This is a genomic window from Citrobacter enshiensis, from assembly GCF_029338175.1.
GTDB classification, from domain to species: domain Bacteria; phylum Pseudomonadota; class Gammaproteobacteria; order Enterobacterales; family Enterobacteriaceae; genus Citrobacter_D; species Citrobacter_D enshiensis.
Genome location: NZ_CP119862.1, coordinates 2874259 through 2899461 on the forward strand (window position 1 = coordinate 2874259; position 25203 = coordinate 2899461).

At 51.3% G+C, this 25203-nt stretch carries 23 protein-coding genes; 10 read left to right on the forward strand and 13 right to left on the reverse strand.

The genetic code is table 11. The features are described from left to right. Positions 1 to 451 precede the first annotated feature (451 nt). Positions 452 to 985, forward strand: coding sequence for a hypothetical protein (locus P2W74_RS13955; RefSeq protein ID WP_276292069.1), 534 nt, complete (start codon positions 452 to 454; stop codon positions 983 to 985). Between the two features lie 634 nt (positions 986 to 1619). Then, the gene (locus P2W74_RS13960) at positions 1620 to 2336 is read left to right on the forward strand and encodes a YebC/PmpR family DNA-binding transcriptional regulator (RefSeq protein WP_276292070.1); all 717 of its coding nucleotides are present in this window, start codon (positions 1620 to 1622) and stop codon (positions 2334 to 2336) included. A gap of 653 nt (positions 2337 to 2989) precedes the next feature. Here the strand turns inward: P2W74_RS13960 and P2W74_RS13965 are convergent. Beyond that, positions 2990 to 3901, reverse strand: coding sequence for a LysR substrate-binding domain-containing protein (locus tag P2W74_RS13965; RefSeq protein ID WP_276292071.1), 912 nt, complete (start codon positions 3899 to 3901; stop codon positions 2990 to 2992). Positions 3902 to 4085: 184 nt separating this feature from the next. Between P2W74_RS13965 and P2W74_RS13970 the strand changes: the two genes are divergently transcribed. Together P2W74_RS13970 and P2W74_RS13975 are read left to right on the forward strand one after the other, a co-directional pair. Then, positions 4086 to 5291: an MFS transporter gene (locus tag P2W74_RS13970; RefSeq protein ID WP_276292072.1), complete on the forward strand. Its 1206-nt coding sequence runs from the start codon at positions 4086 to 4088 to the stop codon at positions 5289 to 5291. Further along, complete coding sequence (locus P2W74_RS13975) at positions 5288 to 6460, forward strand: amidohydrolase (RefSeq protein WP_276292073.1); 1173 nt, start codon at positions 5288 to 5290, stop codon at positions 6458 to 6460. The genes P2W74_RS13970 and P2W74_RS13975 overlap by 4 nt, the downstream gene beginning before the upstream one ends. Positions 6461 to 7041: 581 nt before the next feature. On the opposite strand, the gene P2W74_RS13980 is transcribed toward P2W74_RS13975, so the two are convergent. Genes P2W74_RS13980 through yobA form a run of 3 tightly spaced genes read right to left on the reverse strand, consistent with a single transcriptional unit; the run spans position 7042 to position 8646 of the window. Continuing rightward, on the reverse strand, positions 7042 to 7380 hold the full coding sequence (locus P2W74_RS13980) for a YebY family protein (protein WP_276292074.1): 339 nt from the start codon (positions 7378 to 7380) through the stop codon (positions 7042 to 7044). 16 nt (positions 7381 to 7396) lie between these two features. Further along, positions 7397 to 8269, reverse strand: coding sequence for a copper homeostasis membrane protein CopD (copD, locus tag P2W74_RS13985; protein ID WP_276292075.1), 873 nt, complete (start codon positions 8267 to 8269; stop codon positions 7397 to 7399). Between the two features lie 2 nt (positions 8270 to 8271). Beyond that, positions 8272 to 8646: a CopC domain-containing protein YobA gene (gene yobA, locus P2W74_RS13990; protein ID WP_276292076.1), complete on the reverse strand. Its 375-nt coding sequence runs from the start codon at positions 8644 to 8646 to the stop codon at positions 8272 to 8274. Positions 8647 to 8784: 138 nt separating this feature from the next. Between yobA and P2W74_RS13995 the strand changes: the two genes are divergently transcribed. The 3 genes from P2W74_RS13995 (at position 8785) to exoX (ending at position 10463) form a co-directional block, all read left to right on the forward strand. Next, positions 8785 to 9015 (forward strand): DNA polymerase III subunit theta, encoded by a 231-nt coding sequence (locus P2W74_RS13995; RefSeq protein WP_162383786.1) that lies wholly within the window; start codon positions 8785 to 8787, stop codon positions 9013 to 9015. Positions 9016 to 9121: 106 nt separating this feature from the next. Beyond that, positions 9122 to 9778 (forward strand): carbon-nitrogen hydrolase family protein, encoded by a 657-nt coding sequence (locus P2W74_RS14000; RefSeq protein WP_276292077.1) that lies wholly within the window; start codon positions 9122 to 9124, stop codon positions 9776 to 9778. Between the two features lie 22 nt (positions 9779 to 9800). Continuing rightward, positions 9801 to 10463, forward strand: a complete 663-nt coding sequence (exoX, locus tag P2W74_RS14005; RefSeq protein WP_276292078.1) for an exodeoxyribonuclease X — start codon at positions 9801 to 9803, stop codon at positions 10461 to 10463. Here the strand turns inward: exoX and ptrB are convergent. The 4 genes from ptrB to yebG all read right to left on the reverse strand — a co-directional run bounded on the left by ptrB (position 10460) and on the right by yebG (position 14076). Beyond that, entirely contained in the window at positions 10460 to 12520 is a 2061-nt protein-coding gene (gene ptrB / locus P2W74_RS14010; RefSeq protein ID WP_276292079.1) for an oligopeptidase B, read from the reverse strand. The two genes, exoX and ptrB, sit on opposite strands and share 4 nt — an antisense overlap. Before the next feature lie 87 nt (positions 12521 to 12607). Next, positions 12608 to 13267, reverse strand: coding sequence for a tellurite resistance TerB family protein (locus P2W74_RS14015; RefSeq protein WP_276292080.1), 660 nt, complete (start codon positions 13265 to 13267; stop codon positions 12608 to 12610). Positions 13268 to 13362: 95 nt separating this feature from the next. Continuing rightward, positions 13363 to 13719 carry a protein YebF gene (gene yebF, locus P2W74_RS14020; protein ID WP_276292081.1) on the reverse strand — a complete coding sequence of 119 codons (357 nt, stop codon included), beginning with the start codon at positions 13717 to 13719 and terminating at the stop codon, positions 13363 to 13365. Between the two features lie 66 nt (positions 13720 to 13785). Then, positions 13786 to 14076: a DNA damage-inducible protein YebG gene (gene yebG / locus P2W74_RS14025; RefSeq protein ID WP_276292082.1), complete on the reverse strand. Its 291-nt coding sequence runs from the start codon at positions 14074 to 14076 to the stop codon at positions 13786 to 13788. Between the two features lie 131 nt (positions 14077 to 14207). Between yebG and purT the strand changes: the two genes are divergently transcribed. Next, complete coding sequence (purT, locus tag P2W74_RS14030) at positions 14208 to 15386, forward strand: formate-dependent phosphoribosylglycinamide formyltransferase (RefSeq protein ID WP_276292083.1); 1179 nt, start codon at positions 14208 to 14210, stop codon at positions 15384 to 15386. Between the two features lie 60 nt (positions 15387 to 15446). On the opposite strand, the gene kdgA is transcribed toward purT, so the two are convergent. The 3 genes from kdgA to zwf form a co-directional block, all read right to left on the reverse strand. Next, positions 15447 to 16088 (reverse strand): bifunctional 4-hydroxy-2-oxoglutarate aldolase/2-dehydro-3-deoxy-phosphogluconate aldolase, encoded by a 642-nt coding sequence (kdgA, locus tag P2W74_RS14035; RefSeq protein ID WP_162383794.1) that lies wholly within the window; start codon positions 16086 to 16088, stop codon positions 15447 to 15449. Between the two features lie 38 nt (positions 16089 to 16126). Then, positions 16127 to 17938 (reverse strand): phosphogluconate dehydratase, encoded by a 1812-nt coding sequence (gene edd / locus P2W74_RS14040; protein WP_276292084.1) that lies wholly within the window; start codon positions 17936 to 17938, stop codon positions 16127 to 16129. Positions 17939 to 18172: 234 nt separating this feature from the next. After that, complete coding sequence (gene zwf / locus P2W74_RS14045; RefSeq protein WP_276292085.1) at positions 18173 to 19648, reverse strand: glucose-6-phosphate dehydrogenase; 1476 nt, start codon at positions 19646 to 19648, stop codon at positions 18173 to 18175. A gap of 355 nt (positions 19649 to 20003) precedes the next feature. Between zwf and hexR the strand changes: the two genes are divergently transcribed. Both hexR and pyk read left to right on the forward strand, forming a co-directional pair. Continuing rightward, positions 20004 to 20873, forward strand: coding sequence for a DNA-binding transcriptional regulator HexR (gene hexR / locus P2W74_RS14050; RefSeq protein WP_276292086.1), 870 nt, complete (start codon positions 20004 to 20006; stop codon positions 20871 to 20873). A 93-nt stretch (positions 20874 to 20966) separates the two neighbouring features. Beyond that, on the forward strand, positions 20967 to 22409 hold the full coding sequence (pyk, locus tag P2W74_RS14055; protein WP_276292087.1) for a pyruvate kinase: 1443 nt from the start codon (positions 20967 to 20969) through the stop codon (positions 22407 to 22409). A gap of 47 nt (positions 22410 to 22456) precedes the next feature. Here pyk and lpxM read toward each other — a convergent pair whose 3' ends face one another. Together lpxM and ptsG are read right to left on the reverse strand one after the other, a co-directional pair. Beyond that, positions 22457 to 23428, reverse strand: coding sequence for a lauroyl-Kdo(2)-lipid IV(A) myristoyltransferase (lpxM, locus tag P2W74_RS14060; protein WP_276292088.1), 972 nt, complete (start codon positions 23426 to 23428; stop codon positions 22457 to 22459). Positions 23429 to 23604: 176 nt separating this feature from the next. Beyond that, entirely contained in the window at positions 23605 to 25038 is a 1434-nt protein-coding gene (gene ptsG / locus P2W74_RS14065) for a PTS glucose transporter subunit IIBC (RefSeq protein ID WP_276292089.1), read from the reverse strand. Between the last annotated feature and the right edge of the window lie 165 nt (positions 25039 to 25203).

Genomic DNA, 25203 nt, shown 5'->3' on the forward strand with positions numbered 1-25203 from the left:
GATGGATATCGACGTGATCCTCATTTCGAACAGCAATTTTGTCTGCACTGTTCGCTCTTAGCCGACTGCCAGTGTCATGCGTTTGCCCGCTCCGTGCCAGAAGCGGACGTCGTAGAGGCCTCTAATGATAACTATTACTTTCTCTTTTGCCGTTTTTATCTTTTAACGTGTGCTGAAAATCCCTTTCACTGTTTAAGAGCATAACTGTGTACTTTAAGCAGAATTCATCCGCGCGATTTTGGGCGGGGTAAGTCGGGGACTTCATCGTCTTCGGGGTAAAGCGGTGCTGAGGGGCGCAGAAGCGGTGCGGTGAACTGGTGTTATGTTAAATATGTGTGATTGTCATACTACAACGGGACGTAATGGTAAATGACTGGCTTAATATCCGTTTAAAGTTTTACTCGTCTGAGTCGATAAAAAAAGGATTAACAGAAACTGTAAGGTGATGCGCATGTATGGAAAGCTGGTCGTTACGGGAATAATGGTAACCTTGTTGAGTGGATGTACGGCGGGGTTTAGGCCTTCGCTGGAAGACTATAAAGGTTCAGATGCTGCTCGGGTTCGTGCTCCATCTAATGGCAATACCGCTCTGCAATTTTACGAAAAACAGATAAGTGGTTGTTATAAAAAAGTTTTAGAGCGTCGGATTACGACTGGTCTGGCTATTATCGGTATTCCTGTCACAGGAAATAAAAAAATTGGAATGCCAGAGTCACCTAACAACATGGGCGTTTTCATCAATGAATTTACTCTCAAGCCGGGGCAACTGGTGACGGTAATTCATTATTGGACCCAGGCTGGGTACTCTCAAAATACAGACCAGTCTGTCTCCGCAAGATTCATTCCTCAGCCAAATCATGATTACGATATCGTCGTTACTGGCTCAGAATTTTCCGGAGATAAGGTATCGGTAAAAGATCTGGATCCAGGCGCTAAGATAGTGGAATGGGAAGGCAAGTACTGCCCGTCCAGTGTTTTCGATTAATGGCATGGCGCTGGTCATCTTCTGTACGGCATTAATCTGGTTTTAAGCCCGCCTGTGGAGTGGGCTTTTTCATGCGGTGCGGTGAACGGATGCTATGGTTAATCGATTTGAAATCTGAACGGTTTAACTCAACTCAGGATGCCTCGCAGTTCTTCATGTCTTCATTATGATCTGGCAACCTTCATTCAGGCCGGTAGTGGACTGACCCCGCCCCGGTAGACAATCCTGCCCCATAGCTGAAACTGTTTCCTGGTGACCACGATCCACGTACGCCGATGAGGGAAAATACCATCAATAAGGCGCTGCACACGATGGCCTTAGCGCTCTGTAAGCAGTGCAGCGGCAACGTTAATAGTCGGTGTTTTTGCCTGGATTATCACTTTTGTTTCTCTTGTCTTATGTATTATTGCTGCGGTTCAATATTGAGAATAAAAAACAAAAGAACCAGAAGAAATTTTGGAAATAATTTATCCACAATGTTAACCATTGATGAAATTAAAGTAACATCTCGTAAAATTGGAGTTTTTCATTTCTCATAGACGAGAATTTACATATCATGATATAATGTGACAGAAAAACACGCAGGTTATTAACCTGCTAGTAATGTAAATAAATTTTTGAGGAGACTATTCCAGTGGGACGTAAATGGGCCAATATTGTTGCTAAAAAAACGGCTAAAGACGGTGCAACGTCTAACGTATATGCAAAATTCGGTGTAGAAATCTATGCCGCTGCTAAACAAGGTGAACCAGATCCAGAATCAAACTCATCTTTAAAATTCGTTATTGAACGAGCGAAACAAGCACAAGTTCCAAAGCACGTTATTGATAAAGCAATTGATAAAGCCAAAGGTGGCGGAGATGAAACGTTCGTGCCAGGCCGTTATGAAGGCTTTGGACCAAATGGTTCAATGATTATCGCTGAAACATTGACTTCAAATGTTAACCGTACGATTGCTAATGTCCGCTCAATTTTCAATAAAAAAGGCGGGAATATCGGTGCGGCAGGTTCTGTCAGCTATATGTTTGACAATACTGGAGTGATTGTATTTAAAGGAACAGACCCTGATCATATTTTTGAAATTTTGCTTGATGCTGAAATTGAGGTTCGTGATGTAACCGAAGATGAAGGAAACATCGTTATTTATACTGAACCTACAGACCTTCACAAAGGAATTGCAGCTCTAAAAGCAGCTGGAATTACTGAATTCTCAACAACAGAATTAGAAATGATTGCACAATCAGAAATTGAACTTTCACCAGAAGATTTAGAAATCTTTGAAGGACTTGTTGATGCCCTTGAAGATGACGATGATGTTCAAAAAGTATATCATAACGTTGCAAATCTCTAATTATAAATTAAAGAAATCTGTCATTATGGCAGATTTTTTAACTTATAAATTTGTATAAAAAAAGCATATCTAGCCAAATATATTGATTATAAAAAATAGATAAAAACTACTATCACCCAAAAGAAATCACATTAATTGAAATTCCTGGTCTTAACTATCTGGTGATAGACGGCAAAGGAGCACCTGCAAGTTCAGTTTTTCAAAAGGCGATTCAATGTTTATATGCGACGGCTTATATGATTTCATATGCCTTACCGAAGTCCATATTTTTCAATTGAAAATTTAATGATATTCTGCGTCAGGCTTCAGCGTACTTTGCGCTGACGGAGGTCGACCGCCATGGTAAGTATCAAATCACGTTGTTTCAGTAGTGCTTTATCCTCTCCACGATGGCGTTGCCCCAGTGTCACATAGCATATCGCACTGCGCCGATGCTCTTCGTTATACTGTAAGTATCCCAGCAAAGCGAACCATTATCTTTCAGAGATCTTCAGGCCTGCGGATTAGTTTACCTTTAAAGCGAACTTCTGCTTCTCGCTCATAACCGACGTCATGCCCCGAGCCTGCCAGATATAGTCATTTGTTTACACCAAAAGTGTGTAATTCATTAATAAGCATACGCCTCTGTTGAGGTGATCATATTTACTATGCCACTACAACCAGTTATACCGAGTGCAATGATCGCGCAAGAGATCGAGAAAACGGCGAGCAGTGTTGGTGAGGGGCGATTTTTGTGAATAGAGAACGCAATATTGTGCCTGCGGCAGGTTGTCGATCGGCAATATTGCCAGTTGTTGTTGAAACCAGATGGAACGCACCATCGCTCTGGCAACCACCACCAGATACCCCGTCTCCAGTACCATATTCATGCCGCTAATAAATGAGTCAGTATGTACTGCAGGAGTGATCAGATGCTGATAAAGTTCACTCCATTCCAACTGTACCTGTTGGTAATACCCCATATCCGTTTTTGGCAATATCCATTTCGCCTCTGTCAACTCAGCGAATGTAGAAGACCGGGACAGCGGATTATCTTTGTGAGAAATAATGCAAAATTCGGCGCTAAACAGTGGCTCACAGATTAAATCATCTAACGGCAATTCCGGACAGACGGTACCGACAGCAAAGTCCAGTCGCCCTTCCCGCAACGCAGGCAGCAGCGTAGAGAGTTGTGCTTCATGAATGAATACATTGGATTGCGAAAAGGATTGGCGAAACGCATCTACAAGCGCCGGTAAGACAGTGAGGGAAAGTAATGAGGAGCAACCAATAGCTACACTGCCTTGCTTAAGTTGATCGAGTTGCTGAATTTCATGAGCGGCGCGCTGGAGCTCTTCAAGAATCAACTGCATACGATGCGAAAAGGCCCGCCCCGTTTCGGTCAGCGTCATTCCATTGCTGCTGCGAATGATTAACTGGGTTTGCAGTACCTGTTCCAGTTCCCGAATGGTGCGACTCACCGCCGGTTGCGATTGCCCAAGCGCCCGCGCAGCCCCTCGAATGCTGCCACTACGAATCACCTGCTGAAAGACCTTCAACTGCTGAATCTTGGGTAAGTAGCGCATCCTGTGCCCTATCAGAAAAAAACATCACCGATTAAAAATTAGTATCTTATGCCCCTTCAATAAAGTCGATAATTTCAATGGCGCAAGCACTTATATACAACATCATAAAGTGACTCAAGTCACACAAAATACACGCCACCCTATTCATTGGTTTTCCGGGTGATAATTAAAAGGAATACATCCGATGAAAAATCGTTCGTTGATGGTTTTTTTGCTGTTTATGGGTTACGCCGTGGTTTATCTCGATAAGACGCTTATCGGCTTTGCACTGCTACCTATAGAAAAAGAGTTTCACTTACTGCCTGAACAACTCGGTTATATCACCGGGATGTTTTTCCTCGCCTATTCGTTGTTTCAGGTTCCCGCTGGTTGGTTAAACGATCGTATCGGTTTTAAGAAAGTCCTCTGCTGTTCTTTGTTATTGCTGGGCGGATTTGCTCTGTGCTTTGGCTTACTGGGCTTCAGTCTGGGCCTGTTGGTCACTTTTCGTTTTCTTTCCGGTATGGGGCACTCAGGGTATCCAACGGCTTGCGCCAAAGCGGTGGTCGCCAATTTTCCTCTCGAACAGCGTACGTTTACCCAATCTATTCTGCTCTCCTCTGCCGGACTGGCGATGACCGTCGGGCCGCTGATCGCCGTCTATTTACTGGCGCATCTTGGCTGGCGGGGCTCATTTTCTGGGCTCGGTTTGATCGCCTTCGCCATCATGATAGCCGTCTTGTTGCTGGTGCCAAATCCGCCTAAAACAGCAGACGAAAAATCCGTGGCAGCAGCGGTGAGTTATAAGGCCTTGTTGAAAAACCCTATCGTGATCCTGCTGTTTATCTCGATTTTTTGTATCAACATCCCTGCTTATGGTCTGTTGGCCTGGTTACCAAAATTCCTCGTGCAGCAACGAGGGATGCCAATGGGTACCTCCAGCCTGGTCGTTGCAGCGGGTGGCCTTGGAATCTGGATTTCCTCACTCGGTAGCGGCTGGCTGGTCGGGCGCTATCTGCAAGGACGTGAGCCCCTGTTTGTCTGTTGCAGTTCGCTGCTCAGCGCATTGTGCATCTGGTTGGTATTTATCAGTCAATCCGCGCTGGTTTCCAGTGTGTTCCTGTTTATTGGTTATATCTTCCTGATGGGTTCATTTGTCACCGTCTTCACGCTGCCAATGAAACGCCTGCAGACCGAAGTCATAGGCGCGGGTATGGGCATGATAAACACCGGGGGAACACTCGGGGGCTTTATCGCGCCTATTGCTATCGGCTATTTAGTTACCCTCAGCGGTAATTACACGACGACCTTTATCTTTTTAGCCATGGCTATGGTGGTTTCCGGGTTAATTGTTTTACCGCTGGCGGGCAAATCACGTCACCAACTCTCACCTGAAGGAATCAGAAAATGAATGCTGAACAACTCATCGCTGACGTGGAACAGGAAGTCCTGACATGGCGTCGTCATCTCCACGCCAACCCGGAATTGTCGTTTCAGGAGCATAAAACGGCCGACTATATCGTGGAGCAGCTTACAAGCTTTGGCGGGCTTAAAATCAGCCGTCCGACAGCAACGAGCGTGATCGCGTATCTGCAGGGCGTTACTGCAGGTCCATGCTATGCATTACGTGCGGATATCGATGCCCTGCCATTGCAGGAAAAAAATGACGAGCCGTTCTGCTCGACGAATCCTGGGGTGATGCACGCCTGTGGTCATGATGCCCACACGGCGATGCTGCTGGGTGCCGCGCGTGTGTTGTGTCAGATGCAGGAGCAATTAAAGGGGTCTGTCTGTTTTATCTTCCAGCATGCGGAAGAATTGCCGCCGGGCGGCGCACAAGAGCTGGTTGATCTCGGGTATCTTGACGATGTGAGTATGATCTTCGGACTGCATGTTTTCCCGACGGTCCCAACCGGGATCGTCAACATGAAGCAGGGGATTTTCAGCGCCGCTTGTGACAACTTCGACATCGTGATTCAGGGCAAAGGCGGCCACGGCTCGACACCGCAGTACTGCATCGATCCTATTATGATTGGCGCTGAAGTTGCCACGTCATTACAGAATATCGTATCGCGTAAAATCGATCCGCTCACGGTGCCGGTGTTGAGCATCACCACTTTCCAGGCCGGGGCCAGCTATAACGTGATCCCCGATAGCGCTCGTCTGGCGGGGACACTGCGTACGCATAACCGTGAGGTTCGTGAGAAAGTACCACAACTGGTGGAACAGACCGTCGCAGGTATCTGCCAGGCCCATGGAGCCAGCCACAAAATTAGCTGGACACGGGGTTTTTCCAGCGGCGATAACCATCCGGATGCGTGTGCTATCGCCCGCCAGGTGGTGGCTGACGCGTTGGGACCAGAGGCTCTGGAGGAGGTTGATACCCCACTGTTTGGCGGGGAAGATTTTTCGTCATATCAGGAGAAACGGCCTGGTTGCTTTCTGTTTATCGGCTGCGGTAATGACGCTATTGGCGCTACCCATGGCCTGCACAACCCCTACTTTAAACTGGATGAGGATGCCTTGCAGGTGGGTGTGAAACTGCATGTAGGCTTTATTCGTCAGCTATTAATGCGTTAATCCATAAGATCTGGCCCATCAGGCATTTTTGTTGCGGCCAGTTTCAACACGTCTCATACCATGACTGGCCGGGAGCATGTAGAAGAAAGAATTCGGGAAGGATTTTGCACAAAAACGGCTGGGGCATAAGGCGGAAAAAATGACAGAGAAGTACCCGGGCAGCAAAAAAAAGAGTAGGTGATGATCTGATTTTTTTCGGCGTAAATGAATTGTTAATGTTAATGTCGGGTGGTATAACGGGGAAAGACCGGATATTGAAATTCGGGAAAATTTCGGGGCTTTTCGGACATGATGTCTTAACTGCCTGAAATTAAAGACAGATAAAAAGAGACCGAATACGATTCCTGTATTCGGTCCAGGGAAATGGCTCTTGGGAGAGAGCCGTGCGCTAAAAGTTGGCATTAATGCAGGCTAAGTCGCCCTGCCCTTTAAGAATAGATGACGACGCCAGGTTTTCCAGTCTGTGGCTAAAGTGGCCGGAAAAAAAGGATGCTTGTCACCCGCTACAACGTAAAAACCGCAAGTTCTTCTTCGAGAAACTTGCGGTTTTTTATTGGAAATCAGAAAGATATTTCTGACAATTAACAGAGTTTTCCTGCTCTTTCAATAAACGGCGCCAGGCTCATTTTTTCCCCTGGCTTCGCAGGATCGTCAATCTGAATAATGGTAAGAGGCTGAGCATTGGTTTTCCCGCTGCTTACCTGCTGTTGCGCGATATCATTGAGCGGGTATTGCACCAACGTACTGGGGTTGATCACATACAAGGCATTCCCCGCCCGACACGTCAACATCACTTCTTCACGGTTAAAAGCCCACTTGTCTTTACCGATTTCAAAGCGGCTTACGGTGATCACCTGGGGTGCCGCCAATGCTGCTCCTGAACTTGCCAGTAGTAGCAGAGAAAGAATCATTTTTTTCATGCGTTTTGCCTGTCCATCAGAACGGTTCCAGGGTCGCAAACAGGCTGACAATGGCCAACACGACGCCCCCGATTCCCCATTCAATTTGAGTCATCCAGATAAACCAGAGATTCGCGCGGTGATTTTCGTCGCGCATCCGTGGTACGAGAACATACCGATTCGTCAGTGCAATTGCCACCATTAGCAGTACCAGCACAATTTTTAGCACCAGTAACTGCCCGTACGCGGTGTGCCATGGCGCAGCAAACCCGTTAATAAACAAGATATTAAAGATGCCGGTCAGTAACACGCCAGCCACGAAAGCGTGACCATAACGGGAAAAGCGCATCATGGTATCAATGGCCTGCTCGCGCCAACGGCTTCTTGCGATGCGCATACAGTAGATAACGGGCAGCAACCCGCCAAACCAGGCCGCCGCGCAGATCAGGTGTAGGGCGTAGTTTGTTTTCACCAGCCCACCCAGCACACCGTTATTTACGGCGGCGTGCCCCACACCCGCGAGGAAAAGGAGTTGGCCCAGCGTGAGGATAAGCAGCAAACGCGGCAAATTACGCGGCACAATCAGCACCACACCCAGCGTGACGAAGGCCAGGATAATCTGCCATAGCCAGACACCACCGAATTGCGTTTGCAGGACTGCGCCCCACACGGGGACGGAAAAGACATCCTGCCAGCCGGAACCCATTAATCCGCCCTGAACCGTAAACATCAGTGCAGCGCTGATAAAACTCCACGTTGCGGCATGTTGTTGCAGTCGCAAGAAACGGCGCGCCATCAATCGGCGAATCGAGAACGGCGCCAGCCATGCGCTATACAAAGCGCAGCCGAACACCAGCATCAGAGCGGTAAAATGGATAAATCTGAGCGCGACCCAGGCGAACGTCAGCATAGTTACTTCACGCTAAAGGTGTATTGCCCTTTGGTTTTATGCCCGTCTACCGAGACGACATGCCACTCCACCGTGTAAGTTCCCGGATTAAGAGGCTGGTCAAGCGGGACTACCAGTTGTTTTTCATCCTGATCGTTGCGCTTCGCTTTTTGCGTTTTAATGATTTCCTGTTTTGCTCCCGTGAGCGTCACCCCGCTGAATCCCGGTTCAATACCCTCAGAAAAATTCAGCGTGATGGCCTGCAAAGCGGCTTCAACTGCGGCATTCGCAGCAGGATATTGGTGTGTCAAATGAGCATGGGCCCAAACGGCAGGAGCGACCAGCGTAGAGACAAGAAAGATGAATGCATAACGCAGCGATGGTGTAGCAAAAACCATATCAAATATTCCTTTTTGTTATGTCATAACCCTATGAGAATAACCTTCTATAATGATTGAGTCGAGAATCATCATTTGTGGCTTGCCATTGCGCCTGGGAGTTAGTAACTTTTGCGCGCACTTGATGAGGAGAAGCGCATGAAAACAAATCTGGCTCTACTTGAACAGGCTGAAATGGATAAGGTCAACGTCGACCTGGCCGCTGCAGGCGTGGCATTTAAAGAGCGCTACAACATGCCGGTCGTTGCTGAAGTTGTCGAACGCGAGCAACCAGAGCATTTACGCGGATGGTTTCGCGAGCGGCTGATCGCACACCGTCTGGCCTCCGTTTCACTTTCACGTTTACCTTACGAGCCTAAAGTTAAATAAAGCTTATATAACGTTACACTTCCTTACATGACAATTGCTACAGTATAAGTGCATCCTTAATGCCTGATTTAAGGATGATTGTAGACACTATGAAAAGGAAGTCATTATGTCACACTGGAAAATCGCCGCAGCACAGTACGAACCCCTACAGACCACTCTGGCGGAGCACGTCACGCACCACCTGAAATTTATTGAGAAAGCCGCCAGCCATCGATGTGAATTGCTGGTATTTCCTTCCCTGTCGCTGCTGGGATGCACCGATCAGGATGATTCACTGCCCGCCCCGCCCGACAGCGCGTTATTACAGCCTTTGGCTTACGCCGCCGCTACGTACCGCATGACGATCATCGCAGGTTTGCCGGTGGAACATCACTCCCGTTTCGTTAAAGGTATTGCGGTATTTAGTCCGTGGATCTCTTCACCGCTAACCTTTCATCAAAGTCATGGCGCCTGTATTGCCCGGCATCTAAAGACCATCAGCGTTGTCGACGAACAACCTGAAGGCATGGATATGGATCCGGCGTTTTCGCTGTTCACCACCGGTCAAAGCGTGAGTGAGCCAAACCTGCTGGCCTCCACTTCCCGACTGCAGCGCTTCTCGCATCAATTCGCCATTGCCGTTTTGATGGCAAATGCGCGCGGAAGCAGTGCATTATGGGACGAAAGCGGTCAGCTCATCGTCCGTGCTGACCGCGGTTCGTTATTGTTGACAGGTCAGCGTACCGCACAGGGCTGGCAAGGTGATATCATTCCACTCCGCTAAGCGTTTTGGTCAGGAGCCTCCCATGTTGCGCATTATAGATACAGAAACCTGTGGCCTGCAGGGTGGAATTGTTGAGATCGCGTCAGTTGACGTCGTTGACGGCAAAATAGTGAATCCCATGAGCCACCTGGTGCGTCCTGACCGCCCCATTAGCCCGCAAGCCATGGCGATCCACCGCATTACCGAAGCCATGGTGGCCGACAAACCGTGGATTGAAGACATTATTCCGCTCTATCACGGAAGTGAATGGTATGTCGCGCACAACGCCAGTTTTGACCGTCGCGTTCTGCCGGAGATGCCCGGCGAGTGGATCTGCACCATGAAACTCTCCCGCCGGTTATGGCCGGGAATTAAATACAGCAACATGGCGCTGTATAAATCACGCAAACTGAGTGTGCAGACGCCTCCGGGGCTTCACCACCACCGCGCGCTGTATGACTGTTACATCACAGCGGCTCTGCTCATCGATATCATCAACACCTCGGGCTGGTCGGCAGAACAGATGGCCGACATCACCGGTCGCCCTGGGCTTCTGACGACCTTTACGTTTGGCAAGTATCGCGGTAAGGCCGTCTCTGAAGTCGCGGAACGCGATCCGGGCTATCTGCGTTGGTTGTTCAACAATCTTGACAGCATGAGCCCGGAACTGCGCTTAACGCTAAAACATTATCTGGATAACGCTTAAACGTCTGCCTGTCCGGGTAAGGTCCCCTGCGCCAGCGCAATCAGGAACGCGAATTCCAGCGCCACGCCTTCATACGACTTAAAACGCCCGGATTTGCCGCCATGTCCGGAATCCATGTCCGTACACAGTAGCAGCAGGCGTTCATCGGTTTTGAGTTCCCGCAGTTTTGCGACCCACTTGGCAGGCTCCCAGTACTGCACCTGGGAATCATGCAGTCCGGTGGTGACCAGAAGATGAGGATAGTCCTGCGCGCTGACGTTATCGTAAGGACTGTAACGCTTCATGTAGGCGTAATATTCAGGATCCTGCGGGTTGCCCCACTCTTCAAACTCTCCGGTGGTCAACGGGATCGATTCGTCGAGCATGGTGGTCACCACATCCACAAACGGAACCTGCGCAACAACGCCGTGGAAAAGTTCAGGTCGCGCATTAATCGCAACGCCCATCAGCATTCCCCCCGCACTCCCCCCCATGCCATAGCACAGTGAAGGCGAACCGTACCCCAGATTGACTAAGGCGTCACAGGCATCCAGATAGTCGTTGAAGGTATTGTTCTTTTTCAGAAACTTGCCGTCTTCGTACCACTGTTGCCCCAGTTCGCCGCCACCGCGCACATGGACGATGGCATAGACAAAGCCACGATCCAGCAGGCTGAGTCGACTGCTGCTAAAATCGGCATCCATACTGGCACCGTAGGAACCATAGCCATACACCAACAGTGGATTATGATGCCTGCGAAAATGCTTTTGATGGTACACCAGTGAAACCGGCACCTCGGCGCCGTCACGCGCAGTTACCCACATATGCTCACTGCGATAATTCGCGGCGTCAAATCCTGGGACATTGGTCTGTTTAAGGACCCGTCGCTCACCGGTGTCCATATCCAGTTCAAATAACGTATCCGGCGTCGTCATTGACGAGTAGCCATAGCGCAGGCGGGAGGTTTCCGGTTCCGGGTTATAGGCAAGCCAGGTCACGTAAGCCGGATCGTCAAAGGCGATCCCTACCACCTCACCTGTTTTACGGTTTATCTGCCGCAGACTGGTCAACCCGCGCTGACGTTCTTCCACCACCAGCCAGTCGGTGAAAAGCGTGAACCCTTCCAGCATGATGGCATCTCGCGGCGGGATCAGCGCCTCCCAGGCGTTTTCATCACGGACACGCGTGCGGTACAGACCGAAATTTTTACCCTGCCGGTTTGAACGCAGATAAAACGCATGCTGGTAGTGATCGAGGCTGTATTCATGTTCCTTACGGCGCGGTAAAAACACGAACGGTTCAGCATCGGCAAGCTCCGCATCGAGCAGGCGTACTTCACTGGTCGTCGCGCTGGCGAGTTGGATCACCACGTAATGCTGCGATGTCGTTTTATGCAGACTGACATAAAACATATCGTCTTTTTCTTCGTAGACCAGTTCATCGCAGGATGTTGGCGTTCCAACCGTATGCCGCCACACCTGGTACGGCAACAGCGTGACGGCGTGTTTACGCACGTAATAGAAGGTCTGTGAATCATTCGCCCATACCAGTTCCGGCTCGACATTATCCAGCAGCTCCGGATACCAGTTGCCAGTTTCCAGGTTACGAAAGCGGATCCCATACTGGCGACGGGACAGATAATCTTCCGCCAGCGCCATAATGGTGTTGTCAGGGGAAATCGCGAGTCCACCCAGCGTATAAAACTCGCTGTGTGCCGCTCGCTGGTTGCCATCCAGCAACGTCTCCCATTCATCCCACTCTTCAGTGAACGCGGATTGCCGCTGGTAGATGGCGTATTCGCATCCCGGCTCATAAAGATGTCGGTAGCGATAGCCATTCTTTATGTAAGGCGCAGAGACGTCCTGAGGGGGGATCCTGTCGATAATTTCTTTCAGCACACGCTCCTGCAGCGCCTGCTGAGAAGCCATGACCTTGTGCCCGTAGGCATTTTCCTGATGCAGATAGTCCAGAACATCTGGCTGCGAACGGGAATCGTCGCGCAGCCAGTAGTAGTTGTCGATTCGGGTGTCGCCATGCACGGTCATGGCGTGAGGAATTTTGTGAGCTTTTGGTAGCATGTCATTGTTCTTTTGCAATATACACTCTATAAGGTGTGGCAAAAGTTACGCGCAATGCAAGCGAAACATGCGACTTCACAAAGTGTATTAACCCGGCAACGCCTGTTTTTGTTGCTGCAGATCCCGTTCAATATCTTCCCGGACGTCCTGCGGGATCTTCAGGGCATCGCCTAACGCGTTCAGGTAGCTACGCTCCATAAAGTGGTCAATATCGATAGCCGCACAGCTCAGGAAGTAAATTTCCAGCGCCTCTTCTTCATTACGGATCCCCTGAGCCAGTCGCTGCGGGTCGAGCGGTTGTTCAATGGCGTGTTCAATGAGTCTCCGCCCCTGCTCTTCCACACCGGCTTCGCGTAACTGCTGTTCAATGGCCGCGCGCTCTTTCGCATCAATATGCCCATCGCTTTTCGCCGCAAAGACCAGCGCCAGAATCAGTCGCTCGGTACGCACATCAAGCGGTGTGCTATGTGTGCCAAACTGCGGTTCATCCTGATGCGCCGTACGGACTTTATCCTTGTATTTGTTCCATAGCACCGTACCGGCGACGGCGCCGCCGCCCACCAGCAACGCGCTGGTGCCGTATTTGGTCAGTAATTTACGAGACGATTTATTGGCGACCAGTAAACCCGCCAGGCCGCCTAACGCGCCGGGAACCAGCAGTTTACTGAGACCTTGATCACCAGAAGACGATGAAGAAGACCCTTTTTGCCCGAGAAGAGATTGTAATTGGTTCAGCCAGTTGGCCATGTAGCCCCCTCAAGTACAGACGATTTGTCGTCAAAGCGTACCCGAGAGGATGTCAGGAAGTGTCTGGTTCCGCAAAAGATGCGCAAATTCGGTGATTAGCGCAATTGGTACTCCGCCTTTCCAGCGCTGCAATCAACGCTGACCTGATAGTGAAGATCGGCGTTTTTACCGCGCGCGGTCAGCGGCACGGACCATTTACCCTCTTTGCCCACAATGTCCTGCGCATTTACCCATACCACCGGATCGATTTGCCCCAGCGTTTTTTGATCATCTGCCCAGCGCACAATGCGGTTTTGCTGATAATCACGCTTTACGCTCGCGGCAATACCTTCAGCGTCCAGACCTTCACACTTTGGAAACGTCACCGATTTGCTGTCGGGATTATTGGCGGCGAAGGCCGATACGCTGGCGGATAACAACAGCAGGCTCAACAGCGCTCCTCTCTTATTCATACTTTTCTCCTTAGCACAATGATTCAGGAAAAGCATGGTACAAAACGCCAGGAGCGCAAGTCAGATTCAGGCGGCCTGGGTATCTTCCTCTGCGGACGCCGCGTTATCGACGGCCTGCGGAGAAGGCAGTTTGCCGGTTTTCAGGATCGTACTCAGCACATCTTTCTGTTCAGCCAGCCAGAGAGACAGCGCTTCACGCTGTTCGTCTTCCAGTGAGACCGGGGATTGCTCAAGCCACGTGTCGAGCAAATCTGCTGTATCGAGCATTTTGTCGTATGCATCGGCTTCCTTTTTGCTGGTAAAAGACATCTTCTCCTCACCTTCCCGAATGACTACGTATTTAACTTCAACCGCCATTTTGCAGCCTCTCAATATACCTGTATTTTTGTACAGTATATTACTTTTCGGCATTGAAATCAACCTGGCAATAAAGACAGACGCAAACGTTTTCGTATATACTGCGCCCGGATAAATCAGGGGATATTTTTATGACGTTATTAGGCACAGCGCTGCGTTCGGCAGCGACGCGGGTGATGTTGTTGGGTTCAGGCGAACTGGGTAAGGAAGTGGCGATTGAGTGCCAGCGTTTGGGCGTCGAAGTGATCGCCGTCGATCGCTACCCCGACGCGCCAGCGATGCACGTTGCTCACCGTTCGCATGTCATCAATATGCTGGATGGTGACGCGTTACGTCGCGTGGTCGAGCTTGAGAAACCGCATTATATCGTGCCGGAAATTGAAGCGATCGCCACCGATACGCTGGTGAAACTGGAGCAGGAAGGGCTGAACGTCGTGCCCTGCGCCCGGGCAACCCAGCTGACCATGAATCGTGAGGGGATCCGCCGTCTGGCCGCAGAAGACCTGGCGTTGCCGACCTCCTCTTTCCGTTTTGCGGACAGTGAAGCGAGCTTCCGTGAAGCCGTGGCAGACATCGGTATTCCCTGTATCGTTAAGCCGGTAATGAGCTCTTCGGGCAAAGGGCAAAGTTTTATTCGCTCTGCCGGGCAACTGGCGCAGGCGTGGGACTACGCGCAACAAGGCGGTCGCGCCGGTGCGGGCCGGGTGATCGTCGAAGGGGTGGTGAATTTCGATTTTGAAATTACGCTGCTGACCGTCAGCGCCGTTGATGGCGTCCATTTTTGCGCCCCCGTCGGACATCGTCAGGAAGATGGCGATTACCGCGAATCCTGGCAGCCGCAGCAAATGACGCCGCTGGCCCTTGAGCGGGCGCAGGAAATTGCCCGTAAAGTGGTACTGGCGTTAGGCGGCCACGGCTTATTTGGTGTCGAACTGTTTGTTTGTGGCGACGAGGTTATCTTCAGCGAAGTGTCTCCCCGGCCACACGACACCGGGATGGTCACGATGATCTCTCAGGATCTGTCGGAATTTGCTCTGCACGTTCGCGCCTTCCTCGGTCTGCCCGTTGGCGCGATTCGCCAGTATGGCCCTGCCGCCTCGGCCGTGATCCTGCCGCAACTCACCAGCCAGAATGTGTCGTTTGATAATGTGCAGGCGGCTGTTGGCGCCGGTCTGCAGGTACGATTCTTTGGGAAACCGGAGATCGAGGGAACCCGTCGCCTGGGTGTTGCGCTGGCAACTGGCGTGTGCGTTGAAGAGGCCATCGCACGCGCGAAAGACGCTGCCGCTCAGATAAAAGTCAACGCATAAAAAAACGGGCCAAATGGCCCGTTCTGGCAAAGCCCGGTGGTGTACCGGGCTTGTATTCACTTACTGTTTCGCGCCTTCTACCGCTTCGCGAGCCAGTTGAGTAATGCGGTCGTAATCACCCGCTTCCAGCGCATCGGCCGGAACCAGCCAGGAACCACCGATACACAGCACGCTTTTCAGCGCCAGGTAATCACGGTAGTTAGCCGGAGAGATACCGCCGGTCGGGCAGAAACGTACCTGAGAGAACGGACCCGCAATCGCCTGCAGCGCTTTGGTGCCGCCGTTGGCTTCCGCCGGGAAGAATTTGAACTCTTTCAGACCGTAGTCCATACCCAGCATCAGTTCAGAAACGGTGCTGATACCCGGAATCAACGGGATCGTTCCTTCCGTTGCCGCTTTCAGCAGAGGCTCAGTCAGACCCGGGCTAATGGCGAACTGCGCGCCCGCTTCAGTCACTTCTGCCAGCTGCTGCGGGTTCAGTACGGTACCCGCACCGATAATCGCGTCAGGCACTTCTTTGGCAATCGCGCGGATAGCATCCATCGCACATGCGGTACGTAAGGTCACTTCCAGAACGCGCACACCACCTGCAACCAGCGCTTTTGCCATCGGCACCGCGTGTTCCAGTTTATTCACCACAATCACCGGAACTACCGGGCCAGTGGTCAGGATTGCTTCCGCACTTGTTTTCCAGTTTTTCATCAGAGTTTTTCTCTCGCCTGATTACAAAATTTTTCGTTTTAAAAAGTGATACAGGTTGCGCCCTGCTCCGCACCGGAGAGTTTTTCGCGCAACGCGCTGAACATCTCACGTCCTGTCCCTACCCTTGATGAGCTCAGATCCGGGATGTGAGGCTGGCGAGCGGCAAGTTCCGCTTCATCGACCAGCAGAGTCAGTTCACCTGTCTGTCCGTTCACACGAATGATGTCGCCATCGCGCACTTTCGCCAGTAACCCGCCATCGTAAGCTTCCGGCGTGACATGGATTGCTGAAGGCACTTTACCTGAAGCACCGGAAAGCCGTCCATCAGTAACTAACGCAATTTTGAAACAACGGTCCAATAATACACCAAGTGGCGGCATGAGTTTGTGCAATTCTGGCATTCCGTTCGCTTTTGGTCCCTGATGGCGTACGACTACCACGCAATCACGGTCCAACAACCCGGCCTCAAATGCCGGTAATACGTCGTGCTGGCTCTCAAATACAATGGCTGGTGCTTCAATGATCTGATTTTCAACCGGTACCGCAGAGGTTTTCATCACTGCACGCCCCAGGTTGCCACTCAGCACTTTCGTCCCGCCGTGGTGCGAGAACGGCTTATCAAAGGTCGCGATAACATTGCTATCAAGAGACTTCGCCGCCCCTTCACGCCAGTCCAGCTCGCCATCGTTCAGCCACGGTTCCAGGGTATAACGAGACAAACCAAAGCCCGCCACGGTGTTGACGTCTTCATGCAGCAGGCCCGCGTTGAGCAGTTCACGCATCAGGACAGGCACCCCGCCCGCCGCCTGGAAGTGGTTAATGTCCGCCGGGCCATTCGGGTAGAGGCGAGCCATCAGCGGGACGACATCTGAAAGGTCGGAGAAGTCATCCCAGTTGATCACAATACCGGCGGCACGCGCCATCGCCACCAGATGCATGGTGTGGTTGGTTGACCCTCCCGTTGCGAGCAGCGCGACAATGCCGTTCACCACCACTTTTTCGTCAATCATTTTGCCGACAGGCATCCATTCGTTACCGTTGCCGGTCAAACGCGTCACCTGACGGGCCGCCGCCGCGGTCAGCGCGTCACGCAGTGGCGCATCGGGATGCACAAAGGAGGAGCCCGGTAATTGCATCCCCATAAACTCCACCACCATTTGGTTGGTGTTGGCGGTGCCGTAGAACGTACAGGTGCCTGGCGCATGGTAAGAGGCGGCTTCGGATTCCAGCAACGCCATACGGTCAACCTTACCTTCAGCATAAAGCTGGCGAATTCGGACTTTTTCTTTATTTGGCAGGCCGCTGGCCATCGGACCAGACGGCACGAAAATGGACGGCAGATGACCAAATGAGAGCGCCGCCATCGCCAGTCCTGGGACAATTTTGTCGCACACGCCGAGGAATAACGCCCCATCGAACATATTGTGTGACAACCCGACCGCCGCCGACATGGCAATCACTTCGCGGCTCAGGAGTGACAGTTCCATTCCGTCCTGGCCCTGGGTCACGCCATCGCACATCGCAGGCACACCACCCGCCACCTGACCGATCGCATTCGCCGCGTGCAGCGCTTTGCGGATAATCTCAGGATAATGCTCATAAGGCTGGTGCGCAGAAAGCATGTCGTTATAGGAGGTAATGATCGCGATATTGTTACGCAACATGCTTTTCAGCGACGCTTTATCGTCGGGTTGGCACGCAGCAAATCCGTGCGCCAGGTTTCCGCACGCTAACTGGGAGCGGTGAACCGTCGACGTTTTCGCTTGCTCAATACGAGCAAGGTAGGCAGAACGTGTTTTGTGTGAACGTTCGATAATACGTTGTGTTACGCGTAACAAATTCGGATTCATAGAGGCTCCTAAAATTTATCTGTCCGGGCCGCAGGATTACCAATGTGTTTCATCAGGGTTAAACAATGCTGAAACGCTTGTAAGCCGGAGCTCAGGGGCAAAATCGTTTCAGTCAGTGTAATAAAAAAAGCCCCGCGGGTGAATCCACGCGGGGCTTAAAAGTGCAAAAATTATTCTACAATCTGTGTTAGATCATGTTACCGGTAAAATAACACCGTCGCGGAAGATGAAATTTTATTCAAATTCATTCCAGGAACGGCCATCACGGGTGATCATCGCCACGGAGGCAACCGGTCCCCACGTCCCCGCCTGATACGGCTTAGGCGCGTCGTTATCCATCGCCCAGGCTTCGGTGATGGAGTCTACCCATTTCCATGCTTCTTCCACCTCATCACGGCGCACAAACAGCGCCTGAATGCCCCGCATGGTTTCCAACAGTAAGCGTTCATAGGCATCCGCCAGATGCGTTTGGTTGAACGTTTCGGAGTAGCTCAGATCCAGCTTGGTAATCTGCAGATTATGTTTATGATCCAGGCCCGGGACTTTATTGAGTACCTGAATATCCACGCCTTCATCCGGCTGCAGGCGGATCGTCAATTTGTTCTGCGGCAGATCCTGCCAGGACTCTTTGAACAGGTTGAGCTCCGGCGTTTTGAAGTAGACAACCACTTCAGAACATTTGGTCGGCAGTCGTTTGCCGGTACGCAGGTAAAACGGCACGCCCGCCCAGCGCCAGTTATCGATGTCGACACGAATGGCGACGAACGTTTCGGTATTGCTGCTCTTATTCGCCCCCTCTTCTTCCAGATAACCCGGCACTTTTTTACCTTGCGCGAAACCGGTGGTGTACTGACCACGAACCGTTTTTTCACGGACGTTCGAACGGTCGATACGACGCAGCGATTTCAGCACTTTCACTTTTTCATCGCGAATACTGTCAGCGCTCAGATCGGACGGCGGCGACATGGCGATCATGCACAGAATTTGCAGCAGGTGGTTCTGGATCATGTCGCGCATTTGACCAGCCTGGTCAAAGTAGCCCCAGCGACCTTCAATGCCCACCTCTTCCGCCACGGTGATTTCCACGTGATCGATGGTGCGATTGTCCCAGTTATTGACAAACAGGGAGTTGGCGAAACGCAGCGCCAGTAAGTTCAGAACCGTCTCTTTTCCGAGATAGTGGTCAATACGATAAACCTGGCTCTCGTCAAAATATTCACCCACCTGGTCGTTGATTTCACGAGAGGTGGCCAGTGATGTGCCGAGCGGTTTTTCCATGACCACGCGCGCAGGCTTAGCATTCAGCTTCGCCTCGCCTAACCCTTTGCAGATGGCGCCAAAGGTGCTGGGCGGCATCGCAAAATAGTTAATGGTGGTGCGCGCTTTTTGATCCAGCATCTCCCCCAGGCGGGAAAAGGCTGCGGTATCGTTGACATCCAGATTGCAGAAATCCAGGCGACCACTCAGGGTATCCCACAAACCTTCATCAATTTTTTCCTTCATGAAGGTTTCGAGCGCTTCGCGAACCACCTTGGTGTAGGCTTCTTTATCCCAGTCAGCACGACCAACCCCAATAATGCGGGTATCCGGGTTAATCTGACCGGCTTTCTCCAGTTGATACAGGGAAGGCAGCAATTTACGACGCGCCAGGTCGCCTTTCGCGCCGAAAATGACCAGGTCACATGCCTGGGCTGTTTGCGTTACCGCCATGTCATTCTCCTCAGTTAACTATCCTGGTACTTCTGCCAGGTTATAGTTGTAATTTTATTACAGTGCACTGTACTGCTTTTACGTGATTCCGGAAACCGTAAACACTTATCCACCGGTGCGATCCCGGCTTGTCAGGCGTTTTGCCGCACGTTCAGCCGCAAAACGGATAAAAAAGTCGTCGTTTTCACACACGTAGCCGACAGTTAAAATCAGACACCGATCATGTAATGAAAAAAAACAACAACTATTCTATCCATTTTGCCCCCTTAATGGGCGGCCGGGGGTAATATCTAACAAAATTGCCTCTCGATTTCCTGTATCTCAGAAATCGTCGTCACCATGAGTTTTCTACATCATGAATATGCTGGAAAAAATCCAGGTACAACTGGAACATCTGAGCAAATCAGAACGCAAAGTCGCCGATGTTATTCTTGCTTCCCCTGAGCAGGCCATCCATTCGAGTATTGCAACGCTGGCCCTGGAAGCGAACGTCAGTGAGCCTACCGTAAACCGCTTCTGTCGCAGCATGGACACGCGCGGGTTTCCTGATTTTAAACTGCATCTGGCGCAAAGTCTGGCAAATGGCACGCCCTATGTTAATCGTAATGTGGATGAAGATGACAGCGTTGAGTCCTACACGGGAAAAATCTTCGAATCTGCGATGGCCAGTCTCGACCATGTCCGCCAGTCGCTTGATAAATCGGCTGTGAATCGCGCGGTCGACCTGCTGACGCAAGCGAAGAAAATTTCCTTCTTCGGCCTTGGTTCTTCCGCCGCCGTGGCACATGACGCCATGAACAAATTTTTCCGCTTCAACGTTCCGGTCATATACTCCGATGATATCGTCCTGCAACGCATGAGCTGTATGAATTGTAGCGATGACGACGTCGTTGTGCTCATTTCGCACACGGGCAGAACCAAAAGTCTGGTGGAGCTGGCGCAGCTGGCGCGCGAAAACGATGCGATGGTGATTGCACTGACCTCCGCAGGTACGCCGTTGGCGCGCGAGGCCACATTAGCGATTACACTTGATGTACCGGAAGATACTGACATTTATATGCCGATGGTCTCTCGACTTGCTCAACTGACCGTGATAGATGTGCTGGCAACCGGATTTACTTTGCGTCGCGGGGCAAAATTCAGAGATAACTTGAAGCGCGTCAAGGAAGCGCTTAAGGAATCGCGTTTTGATAAAGAACTGCTCATAAGGAGCGATGACCGCTAAAAGCAATAACAAGCACACCCTTTTCGTCATCCGGCTTTATATCCGGATCAATGTTCACGCAACACCAAGTTGTTTCAGTCAACGGAGTATTACATGTCCAGAAGGCTTCGCAGAACCAAAATCGTTACCACGTTAGGCCCGGCAACTGATCGCGATAACAACCTTGAGAAAATTATCGCTGCGGGTGCGAACGTCGTACGAATGAACTTCTCTCACGGATCGCCAGAAGATCACAAAATACGCGCTGATAAAGTTCGTGAGATTGCCGCAAAACTGGGGCGTCATGTGGCAATTCTGGGCGATCTCCAGGGGCCAAAAATTCGCGTATCGACCTTCAAAGAAGGCAAAGTATTCCTGAACATCGGCGATAAATTCCTGTTAGACGCAAACCTGGGGAAAGGTGAAGGCGATAAAGAAAAAGTCGGTATCGATTACAAAGGCCTGCCCGCGGACGTGGTTCCTGGCGATATCCTGTTGCTGGACGATGGTCGCGTACAGCTAAAAGTCCTGGAAGTTCAGGACATGAAAGTTTTCACTGAAGTGACCGTCGGCGGCCCACTCTCCAACAACAAAGGCATCAACAAACTCGGCGGTGGCCTCTCTGCAGAAGCGCTGACCGAAAAAGACAAAGCGGATATCGTCACTGCAGCGCAAATCGGCGTTGATTATCTGGCCGTCTCCTTCCCTCGCTGCGGTGAAGACCTGAACTATGCGCGTCGCCTCGCACGCGATGCTGGCTGCGATGCAAAAATTGTCGCCAAAGTCGAACGTGCCGAAGCCGTTTGCGACCAGAATGCGATGGATGACATCATTCTGGCTTCCGACGTTGTGATGGTCGCTCGCGGCGATCTGGGCGTTGAAATCGGCGATCCGGAGCTGGTCGGTATTCAGAAGGCCCTGATTCGTCGCGCCCGTCAGCTGAACCGTGCGGTTATTACCGCCACGCAGATGATGGAGTCGATGATCACTAACCCAATGCCGACCCGTGCAGAAGTCATGGACGTGGCCAACGCCGTGCTGGATGGCACCGACGCCGTTATGCTGTCGGCGGAAACCGCAGCGGGCCAGTATCCGGCTGAAACGGTGGCCGCGATGGCGCGCGTTTGTCTGGGCGCAGAAAAAATCCCGAGCATTAACGTCTCTAAACACCGCCTCGATGTGCAGTTCGATAATGTCGAAGAAGCCATCGCCATGTCGGCAATGTATGCTGCAAACCACCTGAAAGGGGTGACGGCCATTATCGCCATGACCGAATCAGGGCGTACTGCGCTGATGACCTCGCGTATCAGTTCTGGCTTACCGATTTTCGCGATGTCTCGTCATGAGCGCACGTTGAACCTGACCTCATTGTATCGTGGCGTCACGCCGGTGCACTTCGACAGCGCGGCTGACGGCGTTGTGGCGGCAAGTGAAGCGGTTAATTTGCTGCGTGACAAAGGCTATCTGGTGTCCGGCGATCTGGTGATCGTCACCCAGGGCGACGTGATGAGCACCATCGGTTCGACCAACACCACCCGTATTCTGACCGTCGAGTAATTTCCCGGTGCCAGAAAGTAAAAAGCCTCTCTGACGAGAGGCTTTTTTTATTTGATGGGATAAAGATCTTTGCGTTTATACGGCTGAATTTCGCCCGGTTTACGGGTCTTCAGCAGTTTTAATATCCAGGTGTATTGTTCAGGATGCGGACCTACGAAGATTTCCACCTCTTCGTTCATTCTTCTGGCGATAGTGTGGTCATCCGCAGTCAGAAGATCGTCCATCGGCGGGCGCACCAGAATCGTTAACCGGTGTGTTTTGCCATCATAGACAGGAAAAAGCGGAACCACGCGTGCACGGCACACTTTCATCAAGCGACCAATCGCAGGCAAGGTTGCTTTATATGTCGCGAAGAAATCAACAAACTCACTGTGTTCCGCACCGTGATCCTGATCCGGTAGATAGTATCCCCAGTATCCCTGGCGGACAGACTGGATAAACGGCTTAATGCCGTCATTACGGGCATGCAAACGCCCGCCGAAGCGACGACGTACGGTGTTCCACACGTAATCAAATACCGGGTTGCCCTGATTATGGAACATGGCCGCCATTTTCTGCCCCTGTGATGCTATCAGCATCCCCGGGATATCGACGCCCCACCCGTGCGGTACCAGAAAAATCACTTTCTCATTGTTGCGGCGCAGTTCCTCGATAATCTCCAGTCCCTGCCAGTCGACACGTTTCTGTACTTTTTCAGGGCCTCGCATCGCCAGTTCGGCCATCATTGCCATTGCCTGAGGCGCTGTCTCAAACATTTTATCAACGATCGCCTCACGCTCGGCTTCGCTGCGCTGCGGGAAGCAAAGCGACAAATTGATCAGCGCACGACGACGAGAGCTTTTCCCCGTACGTCCGGCAATACGGCCCAGTTTGGCCAGGATGGGATCGCGAAATGACGCTGGCGTTAGCGCAATGCCCGCCATCGCGGCGACGCCCAGCCAGGCTCCCCAATAGCGAGGGTGGCGAAATGATTTTTCAAACTCAGGGATGTATTCAATGTTATTTTTTTTCGTTTCCATGCTTTTCCAGTGTCTGATGACGCGAATGCGAAAAGTAAATCTGCTGATAGTGTAGCGGCGCGCCGTGCCCCATACAAAGTAAAAATCCGCCTTCGCTGGCAGAAGTCTCTCTTTTTTCGTCAAGCGTAAAAAAGGCAGCCATAAGGCTGCCTTAGTTCTCCCCAACGTCTTACGGCTTAGTGGCTGCGGATGTATTCATCCATTTCAGTTTTCAGGTTATCGGATTTAGTACCGAAAATAGCCTGAACACCAGAGCCCGCCACAACAACGCCCGCTGCACCCAGTTTCTTCAGGCCAGCTTGATCCACTTTCGTCACATCAGCAACGCTGACACGCAGACGAGTGATACAGGCGTCGAGGTTGGTGATGTTATCTTTACCGCCAAATGCCGCAATCAGAGCCGGAGCCATTTCACTGGTCGCGCCAGTTTTGCTGTCTTCGGTGGCATCTTCACGACCAGGCGTTTTCAGATCCAGCGCTTTGATCAGCACACGGAAAATGGTGTAGTAAATAATCGCATAACCTGCACCCACAATCGGGAACAGCCACAGCTTGCTGCTGTTACCGCTCAGCACGATGAAGTCGATCAGACCGTGAGAGAAGGAAGTACCGTCACGCATACCCAGCAGGATACAGATCGGGAACGCCAGACCAGCCAGAATCGCATGAATCACATACAGGATCGGCGCAACGAACATGAAGGAGAACTCGATCGGCTCGGTAATACCGGTCAGGAACGAGGTCAACGCTGCGGAGATCATGATACCGCCCACTTTCGCGCGGTTTTCTGGTTTAGCAGAGTGCCAGATGGCAATCGCAGCCGCCGGCAGACCGTACATTTTGAACAGGAAGCCGCCAGACAGTTTACCTGCAGTCGGGTCACCCGCCATATAGCGCGGAATATCGCCGTGGAACACCTGACCTGCTGCGTTGGTGTATTCACCAATTTGCATCTGGAAAGGAACGTTCCAGATGTGGTGCAGACCGAATGGTACCAGGCAACGTTCAACGAAGCCGTAGATACCGAACGCAACAACCGGGTTCTGGTATGCGGCCCACTGAGAGAACGTCTGAATAGCAGTACCGATCGGCGGCCAAATGAAGGACAGGACGACACCAGTGAAGATGGCAGCCAGACCCGAAATAATAGGAACAAAGCGCTTACCGGCAAAGAAGCCCAGATACTCAGGCAGTTTGATACGGTAGAAGCGGTTGAACATATACGCTGCAATCGCACCGGAGATAATCCCCCCGAGCACACCGGTATCCGCCAGGTGTTTTGCTGCGATTTCTTCAGCAGGTAAATGCAGAACCAGCGGCGCTACCACAGCCATGGTTTTAACCATGATGCCGTATGCAACCACCGAGGCCAGTGCCGAAACGCCGTCGTTGTTAGTAAAACCGAGTGCAACACCGATAGCAAAGATCAATGGCATATTGGCAAAAACAGAACCGCCTGCTTCCGCCATTACGTGTGAAACTACGGCTGGCAGCCAGCTGAAGTTTGCGGAACCGACGCCTAGCAGGATACCTGCGATAGGCAGTACGGATACCGGTAGCATCAGCGATTTACCGACCTTTTGCAGGTTAGCAAATGCATTCTTAAACATAATTGAGAGTGCTCCTGAGTATTTTGTGCTTTCTACGTTCTCACGCATTGGCGAGGGGGGAGAACCCCGCCGTGGACAGGACATCTAAGTGCCCTTTTATTTATTACACAGAGTAAAATAATTCAGATCAATTTTGTTTGACGGCTATCACGTTTCAGCTGTAGC